This is a genomic window from Arthrobacter sp. D3-18 (assembly GCF_054408525.1).
Genome location: NZ_CP096440.1, coordinates 3,547,925 through 3,573,268, shown reverse-complemented (window position 1 = coordinate 3,573,268; position 25,344 = coordinate 3,547,925). Strand labels below are relative to the sequence as shown.

25 protein-coding genes are annotated in these 25,344 nt (G+C 61.1%); 14 read left to right on the top strand and 11 right to left on the bottom strand.

What is annotated here, in order from left to right:
* Window positions 1-212 precede the first annotated feature (212 nt).
* Window positions 213-377, top strand: coding sequence for a hypothetical protein (locus M1D89_RS18535; protein WP_498645775.1), 165 nt, complete (start codon window positions 213-215; stop codon window positions 375-377).
* A gap of 87 nt (window positions 378-464) precedes the next feature.
* Here M1D89_RS18535 and M1D89_RS18530 read toward each other — a convergent pair whose 3' ends face one another.
* The 7 genes from M1D89_RS18530 to M1D89_RS18500 all read right to left on the bottom strand — a co-directional run bounded on the left by M1D89_RS18530 (window position 465) and on the right by M1D89_RS18500 (window position 6,847).
* Window positions 465-1,121, bottom strand: coding sequence for a hypothetical protein (locus M1D89_RS18530; RefSeq protein WP_498645773.1), 657 nt, complete (start codon window positions 1,119-1,121; stop codon window positions 465-467).
* 410 nt (window positions 1,122-1,531) lie between these two features.
* On the bottom strand, window positions 1,532-2,386 hold the full coding sequence (locus tag M1D89_RS18525) for a hypothetical protein (RefSeq protein ID WP_498645772.1): 855 nt from the start codon (window positions 2,384-2,386) through the stop codon (window positions 1,532-1,534).
* A gap of 368 nt (window positions 2,387-2,754) precedes the next feature.
* Entirely contained in the window at window positions 2,755-3,420 is a 666-nt protein-coding gene (locus M1D89_RS18520; RefSeq protein WP_498645770.1) for a hypothetical protein, read from the bottom strand.
* Window positions 3,392-5,806 carry a DNA/RNA non-specific endonuclease gene (locus tag M1D89_RS18515; RefSeq protein ID WP_498645769.1) on the bottom strand — a complete coding sequence of 805 codons (2,415 nt, stop codon included), beginning with the start codon at window positions 5,804-5,806 and terminating at the stop codon, window positions 3,392-3,394. The genes M1D89_RS18520 and M1D89_RS18515 overlap by 29 nt, the downstream gene beginning before the upstream one ends.
* 4 nt (window positions 5,807-5,810) lie before the next feature.
* On the bottom strand, window positions 5,811-6,182 hold the full coding sequence (locus tag M1D89_RS18510) for a DUF6507 family protein (RefSeq protein WP_498645767.1): 372 nt from the start codon (window positions 6,180-6,182) through the stop codon (window positions 5,811-5,813).
* Between the two features lie 18 nt (window positions 6,183-6,200).
* Window positions 6,201-6,506 carry a pore-forming ESAT-6 family protein gene (locus tag M1D89_RS18505; RefSeq protein WP_054808765.1) on the bottom strand — a complete coding sequence of 102 codons (306 nt, stop codon included), beginning with the start codon at window positions 6,504-6,506 and terminating at the stop codon, window positions 6,201-6,203.
* Between the two features lie 2 nt (window positions 6,507-6,508).
* On the bottom strand, window positions 6,509-6,847 hold the full coding sequence (locus tag M1D89_RS18500; protein ID WP_091465631.1) for a hypothetical protein: 339 nt from the start codon (window positions 6,845-6,847) through the stop codon (window positions 6,509-6,511).
* Window positions 6,848-7,085: 238 nt separating this feature from the next.
* Here M1D89_RS18500 and M1D89_RS18495 point away from each other — a divergent pair, with 238 nt between their 5' ends.
* From M1D89_RS18495 to M1D89_RS18470, 6 genes are read left to right on the top strand one after another with little or no spacing between them, the layout of a single operon-like run.
* Complete coding sequence (locus M1D89_RS18495; RefSeq protein ID WP_498645764.1) at window positions 7,086-7,349, top strand: hypothetical protein; 264 nt, start codon at window positions 7,086-7,088, stop codon at window positions 7,347-7,349.
* Complete coding sequence (eccD, locus tag M1D89_RS18490; RefSeq protein WP_498645762.1) at window positions 7,346-8,698, top strand: type VII secretion integral membrane protein EccD; 1,353 nt, start codon at window positions 7,346-7,348, stop codon at window positions 8,696-8,698. The genes M1D89_RS18495 and eccD overlap by 4 nt, the downstream gene beginning before the upstream one ends.
* Window positions 8,691-9,686, top strand: a complete 996-nt coding sequence (locus tag M1D89_RS18485; protein WP_498645760.1) for a hypothetical protein — start codon at window positions 8,691-8,693, stop codon at window positions 9,684-9,686. Before eccD ends, M1D89_RS18485 begins: the two co-directional genes overlap by 8 nt.
* A 3-nt stretch (window positions 9,687-9,689) precedes the next feature.
* A complete protein-coding gene (gene eccCa / locus M1D89_RS18480) occupies window positions 9,690-13,667 on the top strand; it encodes a type VII secretion protein EccCa (protein ID WP_498645755.1) in 3,978 nt (1,325 codons plus the stop codon).
* A complete protein-coding gene (locus tag M1D89_RS18475) occupies window positions 13,657-14,037 on the top strand; it encodes a hypothetical protein (RefSeq protein WP_498645749.1) in 381 nt (126 codons plus the stop codon). Before eccCa ends, M1D89_RS18475 begins: the two co-directional genes overlap by 11 nt.
* A complete protein-coding gene (locus tag M1D89_RS18470; RefSeq protein ID WP_498645747.1) occupies window positions 14,034-14,918 on the top strand; it encodes a DUF6177 family protein in 885 nt (294 codons plus the stop codon). The genes M1D89_RS18475 and M1D89_RS18470 overlap by 4 nt, the downstream gene beginning before the upstream one ends.
* Before the next feature lie 19 nt (window positions 14,919-14,937).
* Here M1D89_RS18470 and M1D89_RS18465 read toward each other — a convergent pair whose 3' ends face one another.
* From M1D89_RS18465 to M1D89_RS18450, 4 genes are all read right to left on the bottom strand, one after another.
* Entirely contained in the window at window positions 14,938-16,203 is a 1,266-nt protein-coding gene (locus tag M1D89_RS18465; RefSeq protein WP_498645745.1) for a MinD/ParA family ATP-binding protein, read from the bottom strand.
* An 84-nt stretch (window positions 16,204-16,287) separates the two neighbouring features.
* The gene (locus tag M1D89_RS18460; protein ID WP_498645743.1) at window positions 16,288-17,160 is read right to left on the bottom strand and encodes a glycosyltransferase family 2 protein; all 873 of its coding nucleotides are present in this window, start codon (window positions 17,158-17,160) and stop codon (window positions 16,288-16,290) included.
* Between the two features lie 107 nt (window positions 17,161-17,267).
* Complete coding sequence (locus tag M1D89_RS18455) at window positions 17,268-17,486, bottom strand: hypothetical protein (RefSeq protein ID WP_498645741.1); 219 nt, start codon at window positions 17,484-17,486, stop codon at window positions 17,268-17,270.
* Between the two features lie 132 nt (window positions 17,487-17,618).
* Complete coding sequence (locus M1D89_RS18450) at window positions 17,619-18,077, bottom strand: MarR family winged helix-turn-helix transcriptional regulator (RefSeq protein WP_419203061.1); 459 nt, start codon at window positions 18,075-18,077, stop codon at window positions 17,619-17,621.
* 139 nt (window positions 18,078-18,216) lie between these two features.
* Here M1D89_RS18450 and M1D89_RS18445 point away from each other — a divergent pair, with 139 nt between their 5' ends.
* The 7 genes from M1D89_RS18445 to M1D89_RS18415 are packed head-to-tail and all read left to right on the top strand — an operon-like array spanning window position 18,217 to window position 25,178.
* Window positions 18,217-19,155 (top strand): SDR family NAD(P)-dependent oxidoreductase, encoded by a 939-nt coding sequence (locus tag M1D89_RS18445; RefSeq protein ID WP_498645739.1) that lies wholly within the window; start codon window positions 18,217-18,219, stop codon window positions 19,153-19,155.
* Window positions 19,156-19,157: 2 nt separating this feature from the next.
* The gene (locus M1D89_RS18440; protein ID WP_498645737.1) at window positions 19,158-20,048 is read left to right on the top strand and encodes an amidohydrolase family protein; all 891 of its coding nucleotides are present in this window, start codon (window positions 19,158-19,160) and stop codon (window positions 20,046-20,048) included.
* A gap of 1 nt (window position 20,049) precedes the next feature.
* Window positions 20,050-21,267: an acyl-CoA dehydrogenase family protein gene (locus M1D89_RS18435; RefSeq protein WP_498645735.1), complete on the top strand. Its 1,218-nt coding sequence runs from the start codon at window positions 20,050-20,052 to the stop codon at window positions 21,265-21,267.
* Window positions 21,268-21,309: 42 nt separating this feature from the next.
* Window positions 21,310-21,765, top strand: coding sequence for a MaoC family dehydratase (locus tag M1D89_RS18430; RefSeq protein ID WP_017199888.1), 456 nt, complete (start codon window positions 21,310-21,312; stop codon window positions 21,763-21,765).
* Between the two features lie 57 nt (window positions 21,766-21,822).
* A complete protein-coding gene (locus tag M1D89_RS18425) occupies window positions 21,823-23,148 on the top strand; it encodes an MFS transporter (RefSeq protein WP_498645732.1) in 1,326 nt (441 codons plus the stop codon).
* A gap of 12 nt (window positions 23,149-23,160) precedes the next feature.
* Window positions 23,161-24,711, top strand: a complete 1,551-nt coding sequence (menE, locus tag M1D89_RS18420) for an o-succinylbenzoate--CoA ligase (RefSeq protein ID WP_498645730.1) — start codon at window positions 23,161-23,163, stop codon at window positions 24,709-24,711.
* Window positions 24,708-25,178, top strand: a complete 471-nt coding sequence (locus tag M1D89_RS18415) for a DUF3237 domain-containing protein (RefSeq protein WP_498645728.1) — start codon at window positions 24,708-24,710, stop codon at window positions 25,176-25,178. The genes menE and M1D89_RS18415 overlap by 4 nt, the downstream gene beginning before the upstream one ends.
* Window positions 25,179-25,344: the final 166 nt, after the last annotated feature.

Genomic DNA, 25,344 nt, shown 5'->3' with positions numbered 1-25,344 from the left:
GGTTACTTCTCGTAAGAGTTATCTCCAAGTAAGATCTATCGGTTTCCCTTCAGTCAGATCACGTTTGACCTTGGCTATGACTTCCATCTCGGTGTCGTGGACGTTGTTTGCCTCGTCGATTTCGTTGGGTGTTCCGGCCTTGTGCTTCTGCCATTCGTGTTGGGGAAGAGGCCGCCGCGCTCACCTATGAATCCGAAGAAGGATGGTGCTGCGTGGCCGCGGTCGTAGCCGGGGCCGCCGGGCCAGCCGGCTTTGCGTTGTTGATAGCCGTTGCGGTTGGCGTCGCCGACCAGGGTGGAGACGATGTGGCCCCCGTCGGCGTCCTTCATTTTGGTGCAGTAGTTGATGCCACCGCGGCAGATCTCCTGAAGGTTTGAGGAAAGTCGACGACGGCGGCCTAGGGTTTCGCGGGTGGCAGGACGTCCGACTGGGTGAACCGGACAGGGGCGACTGGGCTCGTTGTCTTATGCTCCGAAGAGCTTCTTGCTGATTTTGGCGAAGACGCCCGGCTCCAACGAAGGGTCTATAACTGTCGGTTCGACTGTGAAGTCGGTTCCTCTGTCAGTGACCGGTCGGCGACGGTTGTTCCAGTCCACCGAAGTGAACTCCGGGTTGTAAATCGGAGGGGTAACGCCTTCAGTCCTCAAGATCTCCAACATAGACCCAGGGATATTGTTGAGGAGTCGCGGGAAAGCGAGGAGCTGCTGGGCCCACGTTTGGGCCCCGGCAGGCTGCCCGCCGGGCGGCCAGTTACCTTGGGCATCTCTCTCCAAAATCTCTTCGTCGTAGAGGTCGAGCCGTCCGGGCCGATCTGGAAAGACATGGACGACGGCCGTAGTCCACGTTCCTACACCCGGCGAATACGCCAGAAATCGACATTCATCGAGCCAGGCGTTCAAGCCGTCATAGGAGAACCTATCGGCATCTGACCGTCCAGTGAAGATAAGACGTTCGCCTGAAACCATATGGCCATACCCAAATGTGCTGGTTCTGCGATGGATCAACATATGAAAAACCTCGTCCATTCCCTGGGCGAAGCCTTGAGGGCCGAACGCTTCGCCGGATAGGCGCAGCAATCCGAGCTCGACAAAGGGTTCTGAATTCAAGTCAAACGTGACCATTGGAGCCTAATTTTCGTAGGGGGACATTGCTGAATACTTGATCGTATGGTCTTTCTATGCCGAAGAAGTATGTCAAGCGGAAGCTTCCTGGCAGGCCTGACCGCACCGGTGGCATAAGATCTTGACCCTATCAATGGCCTGCATCTCTGAGTCGTGGAAATTGAACTGGTCGTTCGGATCGCCGGCCTTGCGGTTCTGCCATTCGTGCTGGGGGAAGATCCCGCCGCGCTTACCTATAAATCCTAGGGCGGATGGTGCTGCGCGGCCGCCGAGCCAGCCGGCCTTACGTTGCTGATAGCCGTTGCGGGCTAGCCTTCTACAGGAATTGGAGGCGGCCTAGGGTTTAGCGGATGGCAAGACGTCCGACGGACTGAACTCAACCGATTAGGGGCGACTGGCCACGTCTTCTCCTATGCACCGAAGAGTTTCTTGCTGATTTTGGCGAAAACACCCGGCTCCAGCGAGGGATCAATCACAGTTGGTTCGACGGTGAGGTCAGCTCCACGTTCAGTCACCGGCCGGCGACGGTTCTTCCAGTCAACCGACTTGAACTCAGGGTTGTAAATCGGCGGAGTTACGCCTTCGGCGCGAAAAACGTCCCACATCCAAGAGGGGATGTTATCCGCCGTTCTTGGATATCTCAGTAGTTGTTTGGTCCACACAACAGCGTCCGCTGGCTCGGCGCCGGGGTACCAGCGGCCGTTGCTCATTTTTCGGAGGCGTTCCTCTTCGAAAAAGTCCAGTCGTCCTGGCTTGTCCGGGAAGACGTGGACCTCAGCCGTAGTCCAAGTTCCGATTCCTGGGGAGTACGCGAGGTCGCGGCACTCGTCCAGCCAATCATGGAGGGCTTCTCGAGAAAATTCGTCTTTCCCTCCCTTTAGACCCCTGCTGGTCTTCTGGGCGCCTGCAATTAGGTATCCATAACCCATCGTTCTGGAACCGCGATGAATTAGAACGTGGATGACCTCATCCGATCCGCGGGCGAAACCTTCAGGACCGTAAGCTTCATATGACAGCCTCTGCAGTCCATCAATAACCAGGGCCTCGGAGTTCAAGAAGTTGTTGCGCATCGCGACTAGCCTAACTCGGGTTGCGGGGGAGGTATTGAATCTCTCGAAGCTGACCTCTTCATCTCCGAATGCATAACTCAATTCCATGGAGTCGGGTACTCCGGGTTTCTTCCCTGGAACGAGTTCCATCTCCCACGTTAAGTCCGGTGCGCTGCCCTCTTCTAGACGTATTTTGGCTTCTCTGATGACATCCATCTCGATCTCATGGACGTTAGTATCATCGTTTTCTGTTCCGGCCTTGCGGTTCTGCCATTCGTGTTGGGGGAAGATTCCGCCGCGCTCACCTATGAATCCGAAGAAGGATGGTGATGCGTGGCCGCCGTCGTAGCCGGGGCCGCCGAGCCCCGGCCTTGCGTTGTTGATAGCCGTTGCGGTTGGCGTCGCCGACCAGGGTGGAGACGATGTGGCCCCAGTCGGCGTCCTTCACGTCGGAGCGCTAGTGGATGCTCGCACCCCGGCTAGCCTTCTGCAGGAATTAGAGGTCGACGACGGCGGCCTAGGGTTTCGCGGATGGCAAGACGTCCGACTGGGTGAACCGGACAGGGGCGACTGGGCTCGTTGTCTTATGCTCCGAAGAGCTTCTTGCTGATTTTGGCGAAGACGCCCGGCTCCAACGAAGGGTCTATAACTGTCGGTTCGACTGTGAAGTCGGTTCCTCTGTCAGTGACCGGTCGGCGACGGTTCTTCCAGTCCACGGACTGGAACTCCGGATTATATAAGGGAGGTGTTACGCCTTCCGCGCTGAACGTCGCCCACATCCACTGTGGGATGTTCTCCGCTGTACGAGGGAATGCAATGAGTTCAGATGCTAGTGTTGCCGCGCTTGAGGGTGCGTTGAGCCGGCCTGACGTGGAGTGAAGACCTTTCGTTAGTATCTCTTCGTCGAAGACTTCAAGTCGCCCGGGCTCATCGGGATAAAGGAACACCCGGTAGGTCATCCACGTACCCTCACCGACTACATAGCAACGTTCTCGCAACTCAAGGAGCCACCTGTCCATGGCCTCGTCTGAGAAGTCCGAGGAGATATCCGCCTGACCCCACTTCCCGTTAAGCCTGACGTCGTCGTACCGGCGCGAAATCGCTTGTTGGACGACCGAAGTACTCACCACTTCTTCGGCACCGTAACCGGGTCCGCGCTCAGAGAATGCCTCTTCCTGAAGGCGTGTGAGCCCCTCTCTCACAAACTCGTTCTCTAACGTCCTACTTTCGCGCATCGGCAGGAACTCCATCCCTGTTTAGGTTATTGAAACGAACCCTTTCTATCTCTTCTCCTGCGAAGTTATAGCGGAGCCGAATGGTGGAAGGTAGAGCGGGTTTTGAGCTCGGGACCAACTCCATCTCCCAGTTCAAGCTTACGGGTTGACCGCTTGCCAGCCGCGCCTTCAGGTCCCTGATGACTTCCATCTCTGTGTCGTGGAAGTTGTTTGCCTCGTCGATTTCGTTGGGTGTTCCCGCCTTGCGGTTCTGCCATTCGTGTTGGGGGAAGATCCCGCCGCGCTCACCGATGAATCCTAGGGCGGATGGTGCTGCGTGGCCGCCATCGTAGCCCCGGCCGCCGAGCCAGCCGGCTTTGCGTTGTTGATAGCCGTTGCGGTTGGCGTCGCCGACCAAGGTTGAGACGATGTGGCCCTTGGCTGAGGCGAGGTGTCCGTTGTTGTCCATCTTGAGGGTGAAGGTGTTCTGCAGTCCACCGTCGACCTGGGCGACGACGTTGTAGGTGACGTTGGGCATGGGCTTGTTCAGCTCCACGGACCAGCCACCTCTGACGCCGGCGTAGGTGTTGACGATGGTCACGTTGCCGTTTTCGTCGGTGTAGAACTTCTCCAACGTATTGGCGTCGTGGCCCCCGTCGGCGTCCTTCATTTTGGTGCGGTGGTCCACGATGTACTCGGTGTTTGGCTCCAACCCGGTTTTGGCGGCGAAGTTGTCTCTCCGGCTGACGGGGAAGTGCAGGTCTCCGTGCCTGACAATTATCGTGTTCTCGACTTTGGTCGGGTGGACGAAGTGGTCTGGCACGACGGTTGGTTCGGCCGGATGGGTGGGCACGTCTGTGCTGGCAGCCTTGGGTGGCACGAATGCGGGGGGATTGTTCTCTCGGATGGTGGCCGCTTTGTTGTCCATTAACTCCGGAAGGCCAGTGTGGATACCGGTGCGGGTCATGACACCGCTGGGTTCCGGAATCAGGGCCCCAGGGAAACTGGCTTCCACAGTCCTGACGTCGTCGGCGAGCTTTTCGAACCCGCTGGCCACCAGCCGCTTGGCACCGCCGACGGCCTCCACGGCCGTGGATTTCGCGTCTGTGATCGCAGCCCAGGTGGCTACGCTCGTCTTGGTCATTGTGTCCTGGACCTTGGCAGTGGTGTTCGGCATGAGGATGTCGGAGACCTTCAACGCGAGCGAGCCTGGCTTGTCGAGGAAGATGCCAGTTACCTTCAGCGCACTCGCAGTAGTGCCTAGCATGGCCGACGTCCCGCTCAGCCGCGTGCTCTGGGATGCGACGACACTGAGTCTTTCCGCCGCCATTCCAGTCTTTGTTGCCAGGGTTCCGGCCTTCACACCGGCGCCAGCCCCAGCACCAACAAAAAGGCTAGCCACGTTGAAGGTGGTTGCTCCGGCGGCCCAACCTGCGTTTGTGTCTGCTTCGTCTTGGTGAATGAAAGCCGGGCCTATCGACCCGAACAGGTCCAAGGCTTCTTGGACCTTTGGTGCGTCCTCTTCCCGACGTTTGGCATCGAAGGAGGTCAGGGGCACCAGCGCAAGTGTTCCGGCTGCGCCCACCATTGCGTTCACTCCGCCCCAGGCTTGGTCGCGCTTTCCCGGGTTCAACGTTCCTGTCAGAGACCAGACTCCATCAACGGTCTCGATCAATCCGGCGCCGAAGCCCTGCAAGAGCCCTACAACCCCGTTGGGGCGATAGGGGACTGTTGCTTTGCCCCAGGGCTGCTCCTCTTGAGGGTGTTCTTTTCCGAGGAAGGTCCCGGCGTTCCAGAGGAGTTCGTCCATCCAGTTTCCGGTTTTCAGGTCTGGAGCGGCGGGGCGGGAGACGGTATATGTTTCTCCGCCGGAGGCAGCGGCGAGGGCGCCTGCGCAGGTGTTTTGTGCTGCGAGGTAGTCATCGTGGATGGCTTTGACCTCAGCGGCGAGCGTGTCGTGCCGGGCGGTTAGGTCGGCTTCTCCGGTCCAGTGCTGCTGTTCATTCCGAACTATACGTTCACCCTTGACCATGGTGACTTTTTCCACCGACGTGGGAAAGGCCCCGATGTCAGCATCCAGTGCATGAACCTGCCGGCCGTAGGCCTCGAGGCGTTGCTTCAGGTCCCGGCATGTCGAGGAGAAGGTCGCCAAAGCTGTAGACGTGGATGCCCCGGCTCCCTGCACGCGCTGGGCTGAGGGCATGATGGTGCCGAACGCCGCGAGCACGGTGGGTGACTCGTCCGAGGAGTAGGAACCGGAGAGTCCGCGCCAGATCGCCGTGGAGGTAGCTACGCCGGAGAGGAAATCATCGGCGTGCTGCCTTAGCGATTGCGCCGCAGCGTCCAGGGAATCAACGTCGGGCAGTGCGAACCCGCCGGTGGGGTTCAACCCGGAGGGGCCAACGTCCGAACTGTTTGACATCTTCTTAGTCCCTTACGAGTTTCACGGGACCGCCATGGGGCGCAGTAGTGGGGTGTTGATCTACCTGGCCAGCGCTCCGTTGAGCAGCCGTAGCCATGGTCAGGTCACCTTGTTGGTAAAAGTTCAGCGCCTGGGCGGTCGAGGTGATGACGTTTTCCGAGCGGCTCACCACTTCAGTGGCCGCTGGCGCAAGTTTGAGAGCCACCACATCGTTCAGCGCCGCGAGGACCACGCCCGCGTCTCCAGGAAGCGCGGCAGCGGCCTGTTCCAAGGCCTTGCCCATGCCTTCAAGGGAGGGCTGGACACCTTCAACCTGGGCCGCGGTGGCCTTGATGGTCGAAGAAGAGGCGGCGACGTCTATATTCCATGCAGCCATAGCTCTAGGAGGCTGCGGTTAGCCGATGCTCTGCACGGCGTTGCGGGCAGAGGTCGCGGCGGTGGTGGCGGTGTCGTCGTTGGTGCCCAAAGTGGTCCGGACCAGGGCGATGATGGCTTTGACTTCGTCCGCGGCGGAGGTCCATCGCGCTTCGACAGCCTGGTATTCCGCGTCGACGCCGTCGGCGCGGAAGTCGGCCATGGCCTGGTTCACGTCGGACTGGCGGGCGGCGATGAGAGTTTCCAGTTGCGCGGCGAGGGCTTGGATGTCGGACTGGACCTGGGCGGAGACGTTGGTGTCGTAGGCGATGCGGTTGCTGGTCATGGTTATGCCCTGCCTTGGAATCGTGCGGCGTCGAAGTTCGCGGCTCCTTCGGAGCGGCGCGCGTTGTCCGATGCGGACAGGTCGCCTTGGGTGAAGGCGGTGTTCATTCCGGACTGGCCTTGGACGATCCCGGCCAGGGCGGTGTTCAGTTCGGACGCGACCAGGTCCGAGCGGTTCTTGAACGCGTCGAACGCGGCTTTGCCGGCGCCGCTGAATTTACCTTCCAGCGGGGTGACGGCGTCCACGAACCGGCGCACCAAGGCGCCGAGGTCCTGATGGGATGCGTCGGTTTGTTTGGTCAGGTTACCGAGTGTCTCGGCACCCATATCAAAGATGGCCATTGGTTCCCCCAGTAGAAGATAAAAGGTCAGTACCGGCCCCGAAGGACAGGAACAAGCTTAACCAGCATTGCGAATACGACATGATAAGTCCAGTCGATGCAGTAACAAGGAGCTGAATTTTTTATGACAGCCCCGTCACAGACCGGATGCTAAGGTCTGGACCGTACTGAAACCCACCCATGGATTAGGGTTGATGGCACTATGACGCCGTACAGGAGCCTGATGGGGGTGGCCGCACATGGCTGAAGATTACGATTCCCGGCTGCTTGAGTCTGCCCGGGTAAGGAAGCATAGACTCGACGATTCCCTGCTGTTCGGGCAGAACCCGCAGGAACGCAACTATAAGACGGCGACACCGCGGTTGATGCAATCACTTCTGATTGCGGCCCTCATCGCTGCCATTTGTGTTGGTTTCAGTTTTGTCCAGCATCTGCTTAACGAACAGGCTGCCAAACAAGCAGGGCCTTCAGCAACAGTAACTCTCATCGAAGGAACCCCATGAGCACAGCCTTGAGCCGGGTCACAGTTATTGCGGCCCACCGGCACCTTGATGTGAGGCTCCCTTCCGATGAGCCCATAGCATCGCTCATGCCCCAGATCCTGGACCTGATGAATGAGCCCGCCAGTGCCGGAACATCCGCTGGCACCACTACCGCGCTCCTTACCTCGTTGGTGCTGACCACCAGCGTTGGTGTCACTTTGGAAAGCTCACTGACGCTACGCCAAGCAGGCATCTCCGATGGCTCCATGCTCTACCTCCGCGACGAACGCGATGTTCCGTCAGCGCCGGACGTTTACGACGTCCCCTCCTTCACGGCCGAATCCACAGAGCGCCTCCCGGCACTGTGGGCGGATAACCTGAGGTCCATAGGTCTCTCGACCGTAGCTGGTTTGTTGATGGCCGCTGCCAGTTCGTCGTTCGTGGTAGTTCTGCGCGGAACAGGAAACAGGGACGCCGCCCTCATCGGCATCGCGATCGCGGCCGCCCTCATGTTGCTCGGCGCCATAGCCGGCCGCGCACGTTCCATCCCGGCAGGACTCGCGCTCGTATCCGCCGGGCTGGCGACTGCTGCGGCCACATGTTTCATAGTGACACCTTTCGCGACTGGAGCTCTGCTCCTGTCCGCGGCCTTGATCGTCGCATTAGCTGCCTCGGGCGTCGCGACGGCCAAATATATACCTTTCCTTTCAAGCGCTGGACTGCTCCTCACTTTGGGTGGTTTGTGGGCATTGCTGGGCATCAGCACACGGGACCAGCCACTCTCGGCCGGTATCGCAGGCATCGTGGCCATATTTGCCCTGGGTGTGGCGCCCCGACTGGCCACAATACTGACAGGCCTTAGCGGTTTGGATGACGATCAACGCCAAGGCAAGCGGATTACCCGCAACACGACGCTGGACGCCGTTCACGCGGCGCACGCCACCCTGACGGGCTGGACGCTCACTGCATCCATGATTGCCGGCGTGGCAGTGGTGGTTGTTGCGACGGCGAAGAACCGGCCCGTCTGGGCGGTCCTGCTCGCGGTGGCCTTATTGGGGGCCCTCACGTTCAGGGGGCTGGCCTTGCCGTTGCTTGCACAACGTGCCGGTGTCTATGTGGCAGCGGTTGGTGCCTGCTGGGGCGCCACCCTGATCTTTGTCCTGGCATCCAAGCAGCCTCTCTGGCTTGTGGTCCCAGCAGCGCTGGCCGTTCTGGTGCTGGTGGCCTGCGTGGTCAAGGTCCGGGAACAGACTGCCGCCCGGCTTCGCGTCATCGCCTCGCGGCTCGAACTCCTGTGCGTGCTCGCCACGATTCCCTTAGTGCTCGGACTTTCCGGTGCCTACACACAGCTAGGACAGACTTTTGGCTGAAGTATCGCGTTCAGGATTCCCGATTGGCCAGCCGCCCGCACCGGTGGGCGGTTTTCCCGGGATGGGCGGCACCACCGCGGAGGTACCGCCGTTGACCCCTCCTGCCCCTGCGCCACAAACCGCACCCGTCACCGCAACTGTCCCGCAAGCCGCATCACGCAAGAGAAGTGGCGACACCTGGTGGGAACGCGTCCGCTTCGAGGTGACCGACGCCGTGACCTCAGGGGCGTTGTCCGAGCGCCTGATCCGGGCGAGTTCCGCGGTTGAAGCCCCCATCACCACCGGGCGGCGGATCGTAATTTTGGGGACGGCAGGCGGCGCGGCCACCACCACCGTGGCGGCACTATTGGCTAAGTTGCTGGGCAGCATCCGGCAGGAGCCGGTCATCGCCGTGGATGCCACCGATCACAGCGGAAACCTCCTGCGCTACCTCGGGTCCTGGCAGGCCGCCCTTTTGACCGAGCTCATGCAGCAATTCCGTACACAATCGGTCCGTACGTTGCCCGACGCCGTCAAGCACGCCGCGTCCTGCGGCAGCCAGGTCTTCGCCGCCGGGAGAGCGGACGTTCCCGCTCTGGCGGACGCGCCCATCGCTTTGCAGGAATGGACGGACGTCTCGTCCACGCTGTCGCGCTTCATGGCCGTAACAGTCGTCGACGGCGGCGCATCACCTTTGTCCCGACACGCAGCCGCGCTACTGGGAACCGCGCATGCCGTGGTGCTGGTTTCTCCTCCGGGAAACCCGGAAGCAGCCAAACTCGCTTCCATTCAAGAGTCTCTGGGCAAGTCATTCCCGGAGGTTCACCAGATATCAGTGGTGGTAAGGTCCCGGCAGAACCATGAGGCAGCGCTGAGCGATGGCATGTTGCCCTACGACCGGCACCTGGCCAGTGGCAGCAGCCTGCAACTCAGCCGTCTGGGCTCCCGAACCAGGATCGCGGCCACGGAACTCACCGGCAAGGCCTTGATGGCCGCGAACAGGGCCTAGCGCATGACCACACGGATAGTCCATCGTCCTGCGCGGACCACACTTCCCGAAAAGGCACCCGAAGCTTCAGTCCTGGATGCCCCGCCGCAGCTGGCCGGGGGAGCAGGCGGGATGAACCTACTTGCCTTGGTGCCGATGCTGGGCGCTGCCACGTCGGTTACGGTCATGATGCTCTTCCGGGGATCATCCTTGGCCGGCATAGGCGCGATCATGATGGTTGCCACCGTCCTCGCTTCGGTGGTGCTGATGTTCTCACAGCGCGGCAAGGCCACTCGGCAAAGGGCGGCCAAGCGCCGTCTGTACATGGACTACCTCAGGCGCCGCCGCTCAGACTTTGAGGCTGAAGAGCAACGCGCGCGGGCTGGCGCAAATGCGGCCCATCCGCCGGTGAATCGCTTGGTGCAAAGCGTGGTCAACGATCCCCACCGGCTCTGGGAACGCCGCCGGACCAGCCCTGACTTCCTGGTCACCCGTTTGGGAACCGGCAGCGTTCCGCGAAGGCCCATCACGATCCAGGACAGCGGCGACGCCGTTGAACGCCCGGATGCCTTCATGCTCTCTGAAGCTGAGCAGCTCCGCCAACGTTTTGGGAGCAACCCGGATATGCCGCTGACTCTGCCGCTGGGTGCAGTGTCTGACGTATCAATCGTGGGTGATCGGGAAACGGCACTGATGGTGTGCCGCAGCCTGGTCTGCCAGCTCACCTCGGCGCAATCTCCCGAGGACGTGGAGCTCGCGATTGTTGTTACCGGTGCCGAGCTGGAGGACTGGGAGTGGACCAAATGGCTTCCCCACCTGCAGGACCGCGGAACACTGCGGAGGGCCGATTCCTTGGCCGATCTGGCCGGCTTGCTGGAAAACTCCCTGGGTGCCCGGCTCGCCGCAGTGAACAGCGCCGCCCGTAACTTTCAACAGGTCCCCGCAGATGCCCTTCCGCGACTGATAATTATCACGGACCTGCCAGGGCAAAACGCTGTGGCGCTGCCCGGGTTGCCCGCTGACCTTCCATTGTCCCGGCTCGCGGTGACCCGGATACATGTTCTGGCTGAGCAACAACAGGAGCCGGAACGGGTAGACCTCCGCCTGACGGTCTCTCCTGGAGCCCTGACGCTGGAAGCCACAGCAACTGGCCAAACCATGCGGGGCATTGCTGATGACGTGCCTCCGGTAGTCGCCGAATCCGTAGCCCGGGCCTTGGCGCCGCTGCGTCTTTCAGAGTTGTCCCACGAATTCGGGGAGCACAAGTCTTCGCGCAGCTATGCCGAAGCCCTGGGCCTCACCGAGTACACGGCCGAGGCCATGCTCCGGTTGTGGAAGAGCCAACGCGGCTCAGATTTCCTGAGGGTTGCCATCGGAGAAGACGAGGACGGAACACCCGTTCACCTCGACCTGAAAGAACCCGCCCAACAAGGCATGGGTCCCCACGGGCTATGCGTGGGCGCAACTGGTTCGGGTAAGTCCGAGCTCCTGCGAACCATTGTCCTGTCGTTGATTGCCACGCATTCCCCTGAGGACCTCAGCATGGTCCTGGTCGACTACAAAGGTGGAGCGACGTTCGCTCCGTTCGAGGCCGCGCCGCATGTTTCGGGGTTGGTCACCAACCTGGTCAGCGACGCCAGCCTGGTGGACAGGATCTACTCCAGCCTGGCGGGGGAGGTAAAACGCCGTCAGGAGTTGTTGAAGGATGGTGGCGATTTCGCCGACATCAACGATTATCGGAGCGCCCGTAACAGGAACCCGGACAACCCGGCACTCGCCGAACCGTTGCCCTACTTGTTCGTGTGCATTGATGAGTTCGGTGAGCTGCTGACCGCCCGCGCAGACTTCATAGATCTCCTGTTGTCTATCGGCAGGATCGGCCGTTCCATCGGCATCCACCTGCTCCTGGCGTCGCAGAAAGTGGAGCAAGGGATGCTCCGCGGCCTCGATACCTATCTGGCCTACCGCATTGCCCTCCACACCAATTCGGAGAGCGAAAGCCGGACCATCATCGATGTCCCCGATGCCTACCACCTGCCCAGCACCCCCGGTCACGGCATCCTGAAAGTAGACACCACGGTGTTCAAACGATTCCGTGCGGCTTACGTTTCGGGTGCGTTGCCTTCACCGGATGACGACGCCGGAAGTACAGTTGCGGAGTCTGTCCCCGTGCAGTCCTTCCGCCTGGCAGCGGATTCAGTCGCCGAAGTGCCGGGTCTCGCCTTATCACCGGATTTCGCCTCTGCGAGAAGCGGTGCGTTGGAAAGCAAGGGCCCCTCAGTCGAAGCTGAAAGCGCAACTATCCTCTCCGCCGTCGTGGGTTTCGCCGCTGCGCAGCCGCGATTGACGCAACCCGTGTGGCTTCCGCCCTTGCCGGTAGCCGTGTCACTAGCGGGGGCCGGCGCCTCACTCGACCTCACCTCCACAGGCCCCAGGCTTGCCCAACCCCAGTACCTGAGCCCCGCCGTCGGAATCCTGGACGACCCTGCCCGGCAATGGCAAGGGCCATGGCACCTGGATTTATCCGCCCGGGGCGGGAACCTCGCCATCATCGGTGCACCACAGAGTGGGAAATCCACAGCGCTCCGCACCATCGCCGCCTCGCTGGCTCTGAGCCATGGGGTGGAGGACGTCAACATCTACGCGGTGGACCTGCTCGGAAATGCGCTCGCCGGGCTGGCGGGGCTCCCGCACTGCAGCGGTGTGGCCGGCCGTGGCAACCGGGAACTGCTCCGGAGAACCATTGAAGAAGTCCAGGGCCTGTTGAACATCCGGCAAGCCGTGTTCGATCAGCACAAGCTGGATTCCCTTCAAGCGATGCGTGTGCTCCGGTCCCGCGGTGGGCTCAGCGATCTGGCATGCACCGACGCCTTCCTTTTCATCGACGGCTTCGGAAGCCTGACGTCCGAATTCCCTGAACTGGAAGACGCTGTGCACGACGTCATGACACGCGGCAGCACCCTGGGCGTGCACGTGGTGGTCAGCCTGCGGGGTTGGTCGGAGGTCCGGATGTCCCGACAATCACTTTTGGGAACCAGGATCGAGCTGCACCTTGCCGACCCCGCCGATTCGCTCGATCGTCGCCTCGCAACAACACTCGGGGCAAACCGGCCAGGGCGCGCCCTGACAATGGACAAGACGATTGGGCATTTCTCCCTTCCGTCGTTGTCCGCAACCCCGGATGGGGACAATGCAGGACAGGAACTGGCGGAGCTCAGCGCCGTCCTGCGCAAGTACAACGCCTCAACGGCACCGCCCGTGCGCGTCCTGCCTGCACTGACGCGGCTTTCGCCGGACCGCCGTCCGGTCGGCGGCAGCGTTGCGCTGGGTATCCGGGAGCACGACGCCGGCACCGAGAACCTTGATCTGTTCGGCGCGGACAGGGGAGCGGTGGTGGTGGGCGATCCCGAAACAGGCCGTACCAACTTGCTGCGGACGGCGGCCTCGCAGTTGATGGCATCGCACGAACCAGGTGAGCTGGCCTTTGCGGTGTTCGATCCACGCCAACAGCTGCAGGACTTCATCCCCGAGGTGTATCTGGGGGAGTATGCCTCCAACGGGCAAAGAGCGGCCCAGTTGGCCGAGTTCGTTGCCGGCCAAGCGCGGGACCGGCTGGGCGATGGGGGCAGCGCACCAGTCCAGACTCCAAAGATTGTCCTGTTGGTGGATGACTACGACATCCTGGCCGCAACGGGAAACCAGCCGCTGCGCGCACTCGCAAGTTACCTTCCCTCGGGGGCCGATATTGGGCTTTTTGCCATGGTTACCAGCCGGACGACGGGTAGCGGCATGATGATGCACGATCCCTTCATCGCAAGTCTTCGAGCCGCTGGCGCTCCTGTTGTCATGTTCTCGGGAGACCGTTCAGAAGGAGTGATCGCTAACGGTGAGCGCCCCGTCCCACTTCCGACGGGGAGGGCAAGGATCCTTCGCACCAGCCGTCCGGCTGTAACGGTTCAGACCTTCCACCACGATCATGAGGTTGTCCACCATGAGCTATGACTTTCACCTGATTTGCGATCAGGACCCTCGGGAAGGCCGCTTTGCCTATGCATGTGAGCAGTTCGAGAACAAGTTCCAACTCAATGCCGTAGAGGGCTCAGAGAATCTTGTGGTGAACCTGGCGGGGGAGGACCTGGGGCTCGTCAGCGTTCCCAGCCGGGTGTCGAACCCTGAAGTGCGCCGGATCTTCGGTGAGGATGTGGCCCACCAGCTTGGCGGTGACGCCTGGGTGTCCGAGGTCAACTGCCCCTATGACAAGGACACTGCCGAAGCCGTGCGAGCCCTTCTGATGATTACGGTAATCGGTACCAAAGGACTCCTGATCGACCCGCAATCCAATGAGGTCATCAACGCGGAATGGGGAGCATGAGGTCAATACCTTTCGTCCCCGTCTCAACTCCCGCGGCCCGTCCGTGGCTCAGCAGGACGTTGCGCAGGGATCTGCAGCAAGCTGCGGTTGCAACGGCGGGGACCGGCGTAGTGGCCCTGCAGTCGCTTCCTGACGCATCCGCGAGTTATCCCCTGGTGGCATTTCTCAAAGCCGCCGGAATCCCTTGGGTTGTAGAAGGAACCGGCGGCCAGCTGCACGATGCATTGGTGGCCACCGGTGCACCCAAGGTGAATCCCGCCGTCGTGATCTATGGCAGTGTGCTGCACGCAGCCTCGGCCGAGTTAATGCTGGGGACCTTCACATCAGGGATGTTGGCTTCCGCGGGATGTACTCCGGAATATATGGGTCCCGTAGAGCCGCTTCAGGAGCCTTGGGATCCGGCCGTGCTGACTACCAGGCTTCGGGAGAACATGCCCTGGGGGATTGAACTGGTGTCGGGTCAGGGGTTCGCCGGGGCAGTGACTGCCTACCGCACGGAAGCAGGTGTGGTGGAGGCTTTCGATGTGTTGATTTCTGCCCCCGACGTTGATGCTCTTCCCGATCCTGCTGCCCTTGAGGCCGCTGCCGTGGGGGCGAACGCACAGGAAATCGGCTTGGAACTGCACTTTGGGGCTTCAGGGCTCAGCGTCCCTGCAGGCAGGGAGGCCTTGAGGGTGCCGCAGCTGCTGATGCTGGGTCCGTCCCTGCACCGAAGCATTCCTGAAACCCTGATAAAGCAGCCTGAAGGCATGGCAATGGAAATCCTTGGCCAGGCGCCTTTTCAGCACCTGGCGGTACGGTACCCCGTGGTTTCCGCGTGGGATGGTGGCGTAGCCCGCGTCACGCAGCAACGGATCCTCAGCGCGGCGCAGGGCAAGTAGCGGGGCCACCAATAGCTGCCTAGATGTAGCCGTCCACGATCGCTGCGGCAATCTCCTTGTACGCCCGGCGGGTCCCGCCCGAGATCTTGTCCAACGAAATGCGGTCGCCATCTGCCACGCCGCGGTCGTGAGGCACTGTAATGAGCTGCCGGCAGAAGCCGGCGAGGTGCTCTTCGATGGCACGCTTGTTGACACGGCTGGACACTTGGTCCTTGTCCGTGACCACCACAATGGCGTTCCGTGCCAAGTCCTCGTACCCATGGTCGGCCAGCCACTGAAGCGTATTGCGGGCACGCTTCGCGCCGCTCACTGCATAGCCGGACGCGATGACCAGATTGGTTGCTTCGGGGAGCACGCCGGCCATGGCCGGGTGTGACACACCCGTGCCGCAATCGGTGAGGGTCACCGAATAGTACTGGGAAACCAACTGTTTGATCTTGAGGTACTCAGCGGCCGTCAGGGCATCGGACAACGCCGGATCTTGCTCGCCTGCCACCAGGTGCAGCCGGTTGGCGTGGTGCATGTAGTCGGTCAGCATGGTGAGCGAAGTGATCTGGTCGATGTCCCGGACGATGTCCGTAATGGTGCGAGGCTTGACCTTTTGGTAGAGCATTTCGCCCAGGGCCCGCTCGGCCAGGTCACCGCTGTCAGGGTTTGCATCGATCGCGCACGGGTGGTCACCACGGTACTCGGCAAGGATCATGCCCACGCCCACCGTGGTGGATGTCTTGCCGATGCCGCCCTTGAGGCTGAGGATCGCTGTGTTGAAGCTGCCGGAGAGCGGACGGGCGATCCGGCGTTCCAGTTCTGCTTCGTCCTGGTCCTTTGCGCTGGGGCCGAGGTTCACGAAACCGCCCGTAGCCGAATACAGCACGCCGCGGAAGCCTGTGGTGGGGCGTGGCCTGTCCGGCCTCACGAATTGGGTCTCGAGGTGCGCAGAACCGTAGCTTGCGGTTGTTGGAGCAGCGCTCGTGTTTGCCGGGCCGGCGTCGGCTGATTCCGCGGTGGGCTGGGTCGATTGTGCAGCGGGGGAGTCCACGGCGCCCGGGAATCCTGCCACCGCCTCCGCGCGGCCGTCCGGATGCACGTGGAACCGGCCTTCCTGCCCCTTGGCGTGGTCGATCGCATCCGCCAAAACCGGCGCTCCGGACGACTTGGCATAGTCCGCGAGTACCGCTATTGCAGCCGAGTAGGGATCAATTCCCTCGGGCGGAGAAATGGTTTCCCCGCCTACTGTTACCCTGCCGTCGGCAAACACTTCGACGCGTGTGGCCCCCAGTTCCATCGCTGTACCCTTCGATATTTCCTCTGTGCATCTTGGTGACGCTCCAACCAGTGATACTAGCCGGGGTAGGCAGGGCGGGTCATGTCACGTGCGTGGCTTGGCACCCAATACGACCTCGTACGCCTCAACACGTCGATCACTGACAGTGGTTGGCGATTCGAGATGGACGGCACCTGAAGGCAGGATTCCTGCGCCCCCGAACCTTTCCATGACCTGCCACTGCGCCACCACATCCTCACCCGAATGGTTGGCGGGAAGGCTTGGCCAAAAAGCAAAACCACCGGAATCTATCAAGGCCTGCCTGTTATAGAGCACGCAGCCGCCCAACCAAGCTACCCGGTATGGCACCCATCCTTCCGGAGGCAAGGGAAGCTCGGAGCTGAGGTGGCTCAGGTTGGCCGCGTTGTGAAGAGGCCAACGGTCAAAGGCGCTGGTGCCGGGTCGGATGCGTTCCGGCGTTACCGGCCCATGCCACCGTTCAAAAACTGCAGTTTCCTCCGGTCTCCTGTCCCCAAGATAGGACAGTCCCTGCGGCGCCATACCCACAAAACCGCAGCCCAGTTCGTCCAAAGCTTGGCTTAGCCGCTGAAGGGCGCCGGGTTCCAGCCACACGTCATCGTCAAGAAAGAGGCACTGTGGGGCAGTGGACTGCTCCAGTAAGAACTGCCGGTGTTCGGCGAGGCCTTGCCGCGGCCAGTGGCGGAACATGGCAACCGGACGCCCTTGTGCCTCAAGTAGCCGGATCATGGCAGCAACCGCGGGATGTTCCCAGTCAGGGCTACCATCCGATTGGTCGCTCATCACCACCCTGAACGTTGGTTGGGATTGAGCGGCCAAGCCGGCCAAAGTCACTGCTGCTTCCGCAGGACGGTTGCAGGTCGGGATGAGCACATCCAGGATCGCCATCTCGGGGGAGTTTCGGCGCTCCGCCCATCGATTGGAAGTCTTCCAGCTCACAACACACCTCCGGCCGTAAGTATTGGCATAGATCGTGAAGGGTTTCCCCTATCTATACCCAGTTACGCCGGATCTATGCCGTCAAAAGCCCGGTTTCGGCTCCAAAGTCAGCTTTTGGCCGCGGACCTTTGCATGAGGGCGCGGAGGTCTTCGGCAACCTTGGCTACTTCCCGCTGCCTGACGCTTCTTGCTTGTTCCGGTCGGTGTGTTGCGGGCCTGGCTGGTCGATTGGAGGTGCGGGTTGGGCGGTGGATTTGAGGATCACGAACAGGGGCGTCAACGGTGACGGTGCCCTGCAGCGGATCGTGGAAGAGAGGGAAGTTCATAGTCCCTGATCCTGACAGAAGCGCCCCGATGCCGATATGGACAGGTGCATACGGTAGCCAAAGGCTGCTGTGCAGATGTCCATCGATCGCACTATGTTCGGGCAGACGGTGTCCGGCCCGGCGGTGCTGGTCCTAGCCCCACAGCGCCTTCTTCAGCAGTGCCCTGAGCTGTACGTTCTCTTCCTCACTAAGCGCCGCGAGTTGGGTCTGCTCGCACACTTCCAGTGCCGCCCGCGCCTTGTTGTGGATCCGCCGACCCTCGGCTGTGGAAACGATGATCTTGGCTCGTCGATCCTGCTTGCCTTGGGCTCGTTTAACCAGTCCGCGGTGTTCGAGGTCGTCAACGAGGCTGACCACCTGGCTCGGATCCAGGCTGAGGAAATCGGCGAGCTCACGCTGGGTGGGTTCCAGCCCGCTGCACGCGAGTGTCAGCACAGAGAAAGACCGCTCCCGGAGACCGTAATCAGCCAGTGCTTTGTTGTTCAGGAGTGAACCTGTGGCGTGCAGTTTGGCCAGCAACAGGCCCACATCACTGCCGATTTTTGCTGCGGCCAGGCGCGGGGTTTCCACTTCTGTGCTTTGCGGGCCCATGACAACTCCAATAGTAATGAAAAACAATCGTTGACTTTTTCAATGATCCGTATTCTCATTGATCATGACAAGGATCTCACGCTGCAGTGGGATCGGCCTCACCGGCTCCAGCCGGTTACTGCATGCGAAGGAGCACGCCATGAGCTTGAACGGCAAGGTTGCAATCGTCACTGGAAGTGGACAGGGTCTTGGACTCGCTTACGCGAGGGAGCTCGCCCGCCAGGGTGCCGCCGTCGTGATTAACGACGTGAACGGTGAGACCGCTGCGGAGGCCGTTGCACAGATCGAGGCCGACGGCGGCCGGGCCACCGCCGTGGTGGTTCCGGTTGGAGGTACGGATGCCGCGAAGGCTTTGGTGACAGGTGCTGTTGAGGCGTTCGGCCGTTTGGACATCCTGGTGACGAATGCCGGGATACTGCGGGATAAGAGTTTGTTGAAGATGACCGATGAAGATTTTGACCTGGTCATCAACGTGCACTTGAAGGGCACGTTCACGTGCGTCCGTGAGGCATTCGCGTACTTCAAGGAAAACAACATCGCGGGCCGGATCATCACCATCGGTTCGCCCACCGGGCAGCGCGGCAACTTCGGGCAGACAAACTATGCGGCAGCAAAAGCCGGGATTGTGGGCATGGTCCGGACCTGGGCGTTGGAGATGAAGAAAGCCGGAGTGACGGTTAATTCCGTGATCCCGGTGGCTGCTACGGCCATGACCGAGACTGTTCCGTACTTCCAAAAGGCTGTGGAAGCGGAGCAACGTGGCGAGGCGATGCCGTCCTTCTTTCGTCATGACCTCGGTTTTGGAACGGCCGACGACGTCGCCGGACTTATCGCGTTCCTTGCCTCGGATGCGGCTGTCGGGATCACCGGCCAGGCGATCGGTGCCGGGGGTGACCGATTGCAGGTGTGGACGCACCCGACGGCGGCGAGCACCGAATACCGCGAGGGCGGCTGGAGCTACGAGGCACTGAAGGAAAACGCCGACTCGCTGTTTGGCCCGCAGGTATTGCAGAGCTTCGGTGAGGAATTCCTGCCGTTGCCGGCGGAACTACAACCGGAACCGGCACAGGTGCGCTGATCATGACCGACCGCTATGAGTTGGGCATCGATGCCTCCGCGGTTGAAGCGATCGACATGCACGTCCACCTCGAAGTGGATAGCTGCGGGCATGGGTCGCTTCCGGAAGCGTTAACGGAGGCTTCGGCGAAGTACTTCAAGGCCGAGGACCGGACGCCGTCGCTGGACAGGATCGCCGAGCTATACCGGGAGCTGAACATGGCCGCCGTCGTTTTCACCGTCGATGCCCGGACCCAGCTCAAGCACCAGCCGAACAGCATTCCGGAACTGATCGCGGGAGCGGCACGGAATAACGATGTGTTGATTCCGTTCGGTAGCGTGGATCCCCGCACGGGCGAGGACGCGATCGCCGGTGCGAAGCATCAGGCTGTTGAACTCGGTGCCCGTGGGTTCAAGTTCCACCCGTCGCTGCAGGGCTTCGACCCCTCCAACGAGACGTTCTACCCGCTCTGGGAAACCCTCCAGGAGTTGGGGTTGCCGTGTATTTTCCATACAGGCCAGAATGGAATGGGTGCGGGCCTTCCGGGCGGGTACGGGATCAAGCTCGCGTACTCGAACCCTTTGTTGCTGGATGCTGTGGCCGCTGACTTTCCTGGGCTGCAGATCATCATGGCCCACCCTTCTGTACCGTGGCAGGACGAGGCGAACTCCATCGCGACCCACAAGTCCAACGTCTTCATTGATCTGTCCGGCTGGTCGCCCAAGTACTTCCCGGAGTCGCTGGTTCGTCTATCCAATTCGGTGCTGCAGGACAAGGTGCTGTTTGGCACGGACTTCCCGCTCATCACGCCGCAGAAGTGGCTCGGTGCGTTCGCTGACCTGCCACTGAAGGACCAAGTGCGGCCCAAGATTCTCAAGGACAACGCAGTCCGGCTGCTCGGATTGAGTGGCTGAGATGACGACGACGACAGCAACAGTTACGGATCAGCGGCTGTATTCCGTAGCGGACTGGTACGACGCCGAAGCGCTCCTGACCATCGAGGAACGCCGGGTGTTGGGCCGGCTGCGAAATTTCCTGGACGCCGAGGCAAAGCCCTTGATGGCCGAGTATTGGGAGCGTGGAGAGTTCCCGGAACAACTTGCGCAACCTTTGATCGACCTTGACTTAATGGAACCGGCCGACCTTACTGTCGAGGCACCCGCAAGGGGGATTTACCACGGTTTCCGGATCTTCGAACTTGCCCGTACGGACGCGTCCTTGGCCACGTGGTACACCGCCCAGGCGGGCCTGTTCCGGACTGCGATCCGGGTGGGCGCCTCCGAGGCACAGCAAAAGGAGTGGATGCCCCAGGTCATCGACTTCTCGCTCAAGGGCGTCTTCTCCCTCACCGAACCGGAGCATGGTTCGGACATCGCCGGCGGCCTCGCCACCACCGCTCGCTTTGAAAAAGATACCGACGGCGGTAGCTGGGTTCTACACGGTGCGAAGCGGTGGATCGGCGGTGCTTCCACAGCGGACGTCTTGTGTGTGTTCGCCCGCGATGTCGCCGACGGACAGGTCAAGGCGTTCCTCGTGGACCGAACTGCTGCGGGCGTCTCTCTGGAGAAAATCCAGGGGAAGACCTCGCTGCGAATGATGCAGAATGCCCACATCACCCTCGATACAGTGCGGGTTCCCGAGGCCATGCGCTTGCAGAACGTGAATTCGTTCAAGGACGTCGCCGCGATGCTGCGGGCGATGCGCTCCGACGTTGCGTGGATCGCCACCGGTATCCAAGCAGGCGCGTTCGAGTCTGCTTTGGCGTACGTCAAAGAACGCCAGCAGTTCGGCCGCTCCCTGGGTTCCTTCCAACTGGTGCAGGAAAAGCTGGCACGGATGCTTGGAAACATCACTGCGTCACTCTCGCTGGTGGTTAGGCTCACCGAACAGCAGGGCTGGGGGATCTATCGTGACCAGGACTCGGCCCTGGCCAAGATGCAGACGTCCCTGATGATGCGCGAAACCGCCGCCCTTGCCCGCGAAGTGGTAGGCGGTAACGGCATCACTCTCGCCGCCGACGTCGCGCGCTTCCATGCCGATGCGGAAGCTGTCTATTCGTACGAAGGCACCCACGAGATCAACGCCCTCATCGTCGGCCGCGCGCTTACGGGCGAGAGCGCCTTTACCAGCTAATCCCTTTTCACACCGCAAGACCACAACTACCTGGAGGCAAAGATGCCCAATCTCGTCGTCGATTTCGACACCCTGCTCACCATGTCCGGTAAGGACCTCGGCACTACTGACTACCGCGAAATCACCCAGCAACAGATCAACCTGTTCGCCGACGCCACGGACGACCAGCAATGGATCCACACTGACCCCGAACGCGCCAAGGACGGCCCCTTCGGCGCCCCCATCGCGCACGGCTTCCTTACCCTGTCCCTCATCATCCCCTTCTGGGGAGAGCTCTTCGACGTGGACGGCGTGACTACCAAGGTCAACTACGGCCTGGACAAAGTCCGCTTCACTTCCCCGGTCAAGGTCGGCTCCAAGGTCCGTATGCAGGGCGCCATCGCTGAGGTTACCGAAGTCAAAGGTGGGGCCCAGATCAAGGTGAACGCCACCATCGAAATTGAAGGCCAGGAACGTCCCGCCGTCGTCGCCGAGTTCCTCGCCCGTTTTTACAAGTAGGAACCGTTTTTACAAGTAAAAACCCCAATCCCTTCCCTCTTCTCCCAAGGAACAGCCATGTCAGGACAAACTGCGCTCGCACCATCGAGCACGGCCGCGAAGCGCAAAGAGGCGCGCACGGTCATCATGTCCAGCTATCTGGGCAGCACCATCGAGTTCTACGACTTCCTGCTGTACGCAACGGCTGCAGCGGTTGCCTTCCCCAAGGTGTTTTTCGCCGGTACTGACGAGTGGGTGGGCGTCGTGGCCGCATATGCCACGTTCGCTGCCGGCTATGTTGCCCGCCCTTTGGGTGGCATCATCTTCGGACACTTCGGCGACAGAATCGGCCGCAAGGGCATGCTGATCATCTCCATGGCCATGATGGGTATTGCCTCCACGTTGATTGGCCTGATTCCTGGAGCCAACGTCATCGGTCCTTGGGGTGCCGTGATTCTGGTGGTCCTGCGCGTCTGCCAGGGAATCGCCGTCGGTGGTGAATGGGGTGGGGCCGCACTCATGGCTTTGGAGCATTCGGATCCCAAGCGGCGTGGCTTCGCGGCGTCATTCGTGAACGCCGGTGCCCCGACGGGCGCAGTCCTTGGCACCGTAGTGATGGGAATCTTCTCGGCCCTTCCTCAGGACGCGTTCTTGGCCTGGGGCTGGCGTGTGCCGTTCCTGTTGTCCTTCGTGCTTTTGATCGTAGGCATGTTCGTAAGGCTGCGGGTTTCCGAGAGCCCCATCTTCGCCGAAGCTGTCGCTAAGGAAAGCGCCCAAAGCACCAAACGCAAGATCCCGCTGCTGGAAGTGCTGAAACGTCCCAAGGCGCTCATTATGATCATGTTTGCCGGTGCCGCCGGATTCGGCCTGCAGGTAGTGCTGCCCACGTTCTCCGTGACCTATGCAGTATCAAAGGGCGCACCTCAGCAGGGCGTGCTCTATGCATTTGCAGGCGCCTCGGCTATCTCAATCCTGTTCGTCCTCCTGGGTGGCAGGCTCTCTGATCGATTCGGACGCCGTCCCGTCATGGTCACCGGCCTGGCATTGTTCATCCTGTACCTGTTCCCGATGTTCGGAATGCTTGGTTCCGGCAGCATCGCCTTGGTCTTCCTGGCCTTCACGGTGGCGCTGATCCTGCATTCTTCCCTTTACGGACCGCTGGCAGCGTTCGTTTCCGAGCAGTTCGGTACCACTAACCGCTATACCGGTGCTGCCGTTGGTTACCAGTTGGCAACCCTGATCGGTGCTGGTTTCACCCCAGGAATCGTTGCCGGACTCTACAAGGACGCCGGCCAGAGCATCGTCCCGGTGGTGGTGTTCCTGTCCGTCATGTCGCTGGTATCGATTGTCTTCATCCTGCTGACGCGGGAGTCTAAGAACAACGACCTCTCTACGGTCAGTTAGGAGTACCGCACCATGAACAACAACGGAGTTGGATCCTGGCTGCACCGGCGCCGGATCAAGTCCGGGACCAAAACGGCAGTCATTTCCGGTGAACGGACTGTGAGCTACGCGGACCTCGCAGACAGGACCGACCGCTTGGCCAACGCCCTCAAGGACAGGGGAGTGGCCAAGGGGGACAGGGTGGCTTACCTCGGCGAGAATGACCCGTCTTTTGTGGAGGCGTTCTTCGCCTGCGGACTGATTGGCGCGATCTTCGTCCCGCTCAACACTCGTTTGGCGGCCCCTGAGCTGCAGTTTCAACTGCAGGACTCAGGCGCGCGGCTCGTGGTCGGTTCCGCTGCCTTGGAGTCCGTAGCCGCCGCGTCCTCCCTCGACACAGAGGTAACCCACCGTCTTGTGGTGGCGCCCGACAACGTCACTGAGGCATCCGCTCCCAAGCTGCCATCCGGCGTCGAGCACTATGGCGAGGTGCTTCAGGCCGCATCCGCGACGCCGATGGATGAAGCCGTAACGCTGGACGACGCCGCCATGATCCTCTACACCTCAGGTACCACGGGCAAGCCCAAGGGGGCGCTCCTCACCCACGGCAACATCACCTGGAACTGCATCAACACGGTGGTGGACATGGACCTGAACCGCAACGATGTGGCGCTCATGATTTCGCCGCTGTTCCACGTAGCGTCCCTGGATATGGGCCTGCTTCCGATGCTGCTCAAGGGCGCAACGGTGGTGCTTGAATCCAAGTTCGACGCCGGCCGCGTACTGGAACTGGTGGGGCAGCACAAGGTCACCACGCTTAACGGCGTCCCAACCACGTTCCAGATGCTCTGTGACCATCCCGGATGGTCGACGGCGGACCTCACCTCACTGGACAAGCTCACCTGCGGCGGTTCCGCAGTTCCGCAGAGGGTGCTGGACGCGTACGAGCAGCGCGGCATAGGGTTTACCAGCTGCTACGGCATGACTGAAACCGCGCCCGGGGCCACCATGTTGCCGGTCTCCGCCTCCAAGGAGAAGGCTGGCTCTGCCGGGTTGCCGCACTTCTTTACGGACGTGCGAATTGCCGATCCCCTGGGCGGCGTTGCCGGCCTGGGCGAGGTGGGCGAGATCCAAATCTCCGGCCCCAACGTGATCAAGGAGTACTGGAACCGGCCGGAGGCCACCGCCGAAAGCTACTCCGATGCGTCGTGGTTCCGCTCCGGCGACATGGGCTACCAGGACAGCGAAGGCTTCCTGTTCGTCTCCGACCGCATCAAGGACATGATCATTTCCGGCGGGGAGAACATCTACCCGGCCGAGGTAGAGGCTGCGATAGCGGAGCTGGCCGCTGTGGGGAGCGTAGCCGTGATCGGAGTTGAGGACGAGAAATGGGGAGAAGTGCCCCGGGCGATCGTCACTTTGCGTGAGGGTGCATCCTTGACCGAGGAGCAACTGCGCTCGCATCTTGAGGGCCGGCTGGCAAGGTACAAGATTCCCAAGTCCGTGGTGTTCGTCGAGGAGATGCCGCGAACCGCCAGCGGGAAAATCCGGAAGATGGACCTTCGAAAGCAATACGCCCGGTGAGGACCATTCCGGAGCCGCCCGCGTTGACTTTCCTGGCAACCTTGAGAGTCGAAGTAGGCGAACCAATTGATGTCGGTATCACTCCGGAGGGACACCGGCGGATCGTTCCCATCATTGGGGGCACTGTAACGGGGCCACAGTTACAAGGGCGTGTACTGCCAGCCGGGGCTGACTACCAAATTCTCCGAAGCGCCCAACTGACGGAGCTGGATGCCAGGTACGCCATGGAGCTCGATGGTGGAGCCGTGGTTTACGTACATAACCTGGCTCTTCGCCATGGGGAGGCGGAGGACATTGCCCGGCTTAATAGGGGAGAAGATGTGGACCCCGGACTGATCTACTTCCGGTGCACCCCGCGGTTTTCCACTGCAGCGCCGGAATGGGCCTGGCTAAATCACACAATTGCGGTGGGAACGGGCCGGCGCCGCCCGGATGCGGTGGAAATCGACGTCTTCACAGTCGGCTAGAGCAGCGGAAGATGCTGTTCCGGAAAAGCGCTGCCGAACGAAATATTCCGTTACCAAGCTAAATCCGGGTTAATTTCCTCCATCGAACTGCCTAATTCGCTGTCAGGGCATTACGATAAGCACGACTGACTCTGAGCAAGACGCTTCGTCACAACTCACACCTACC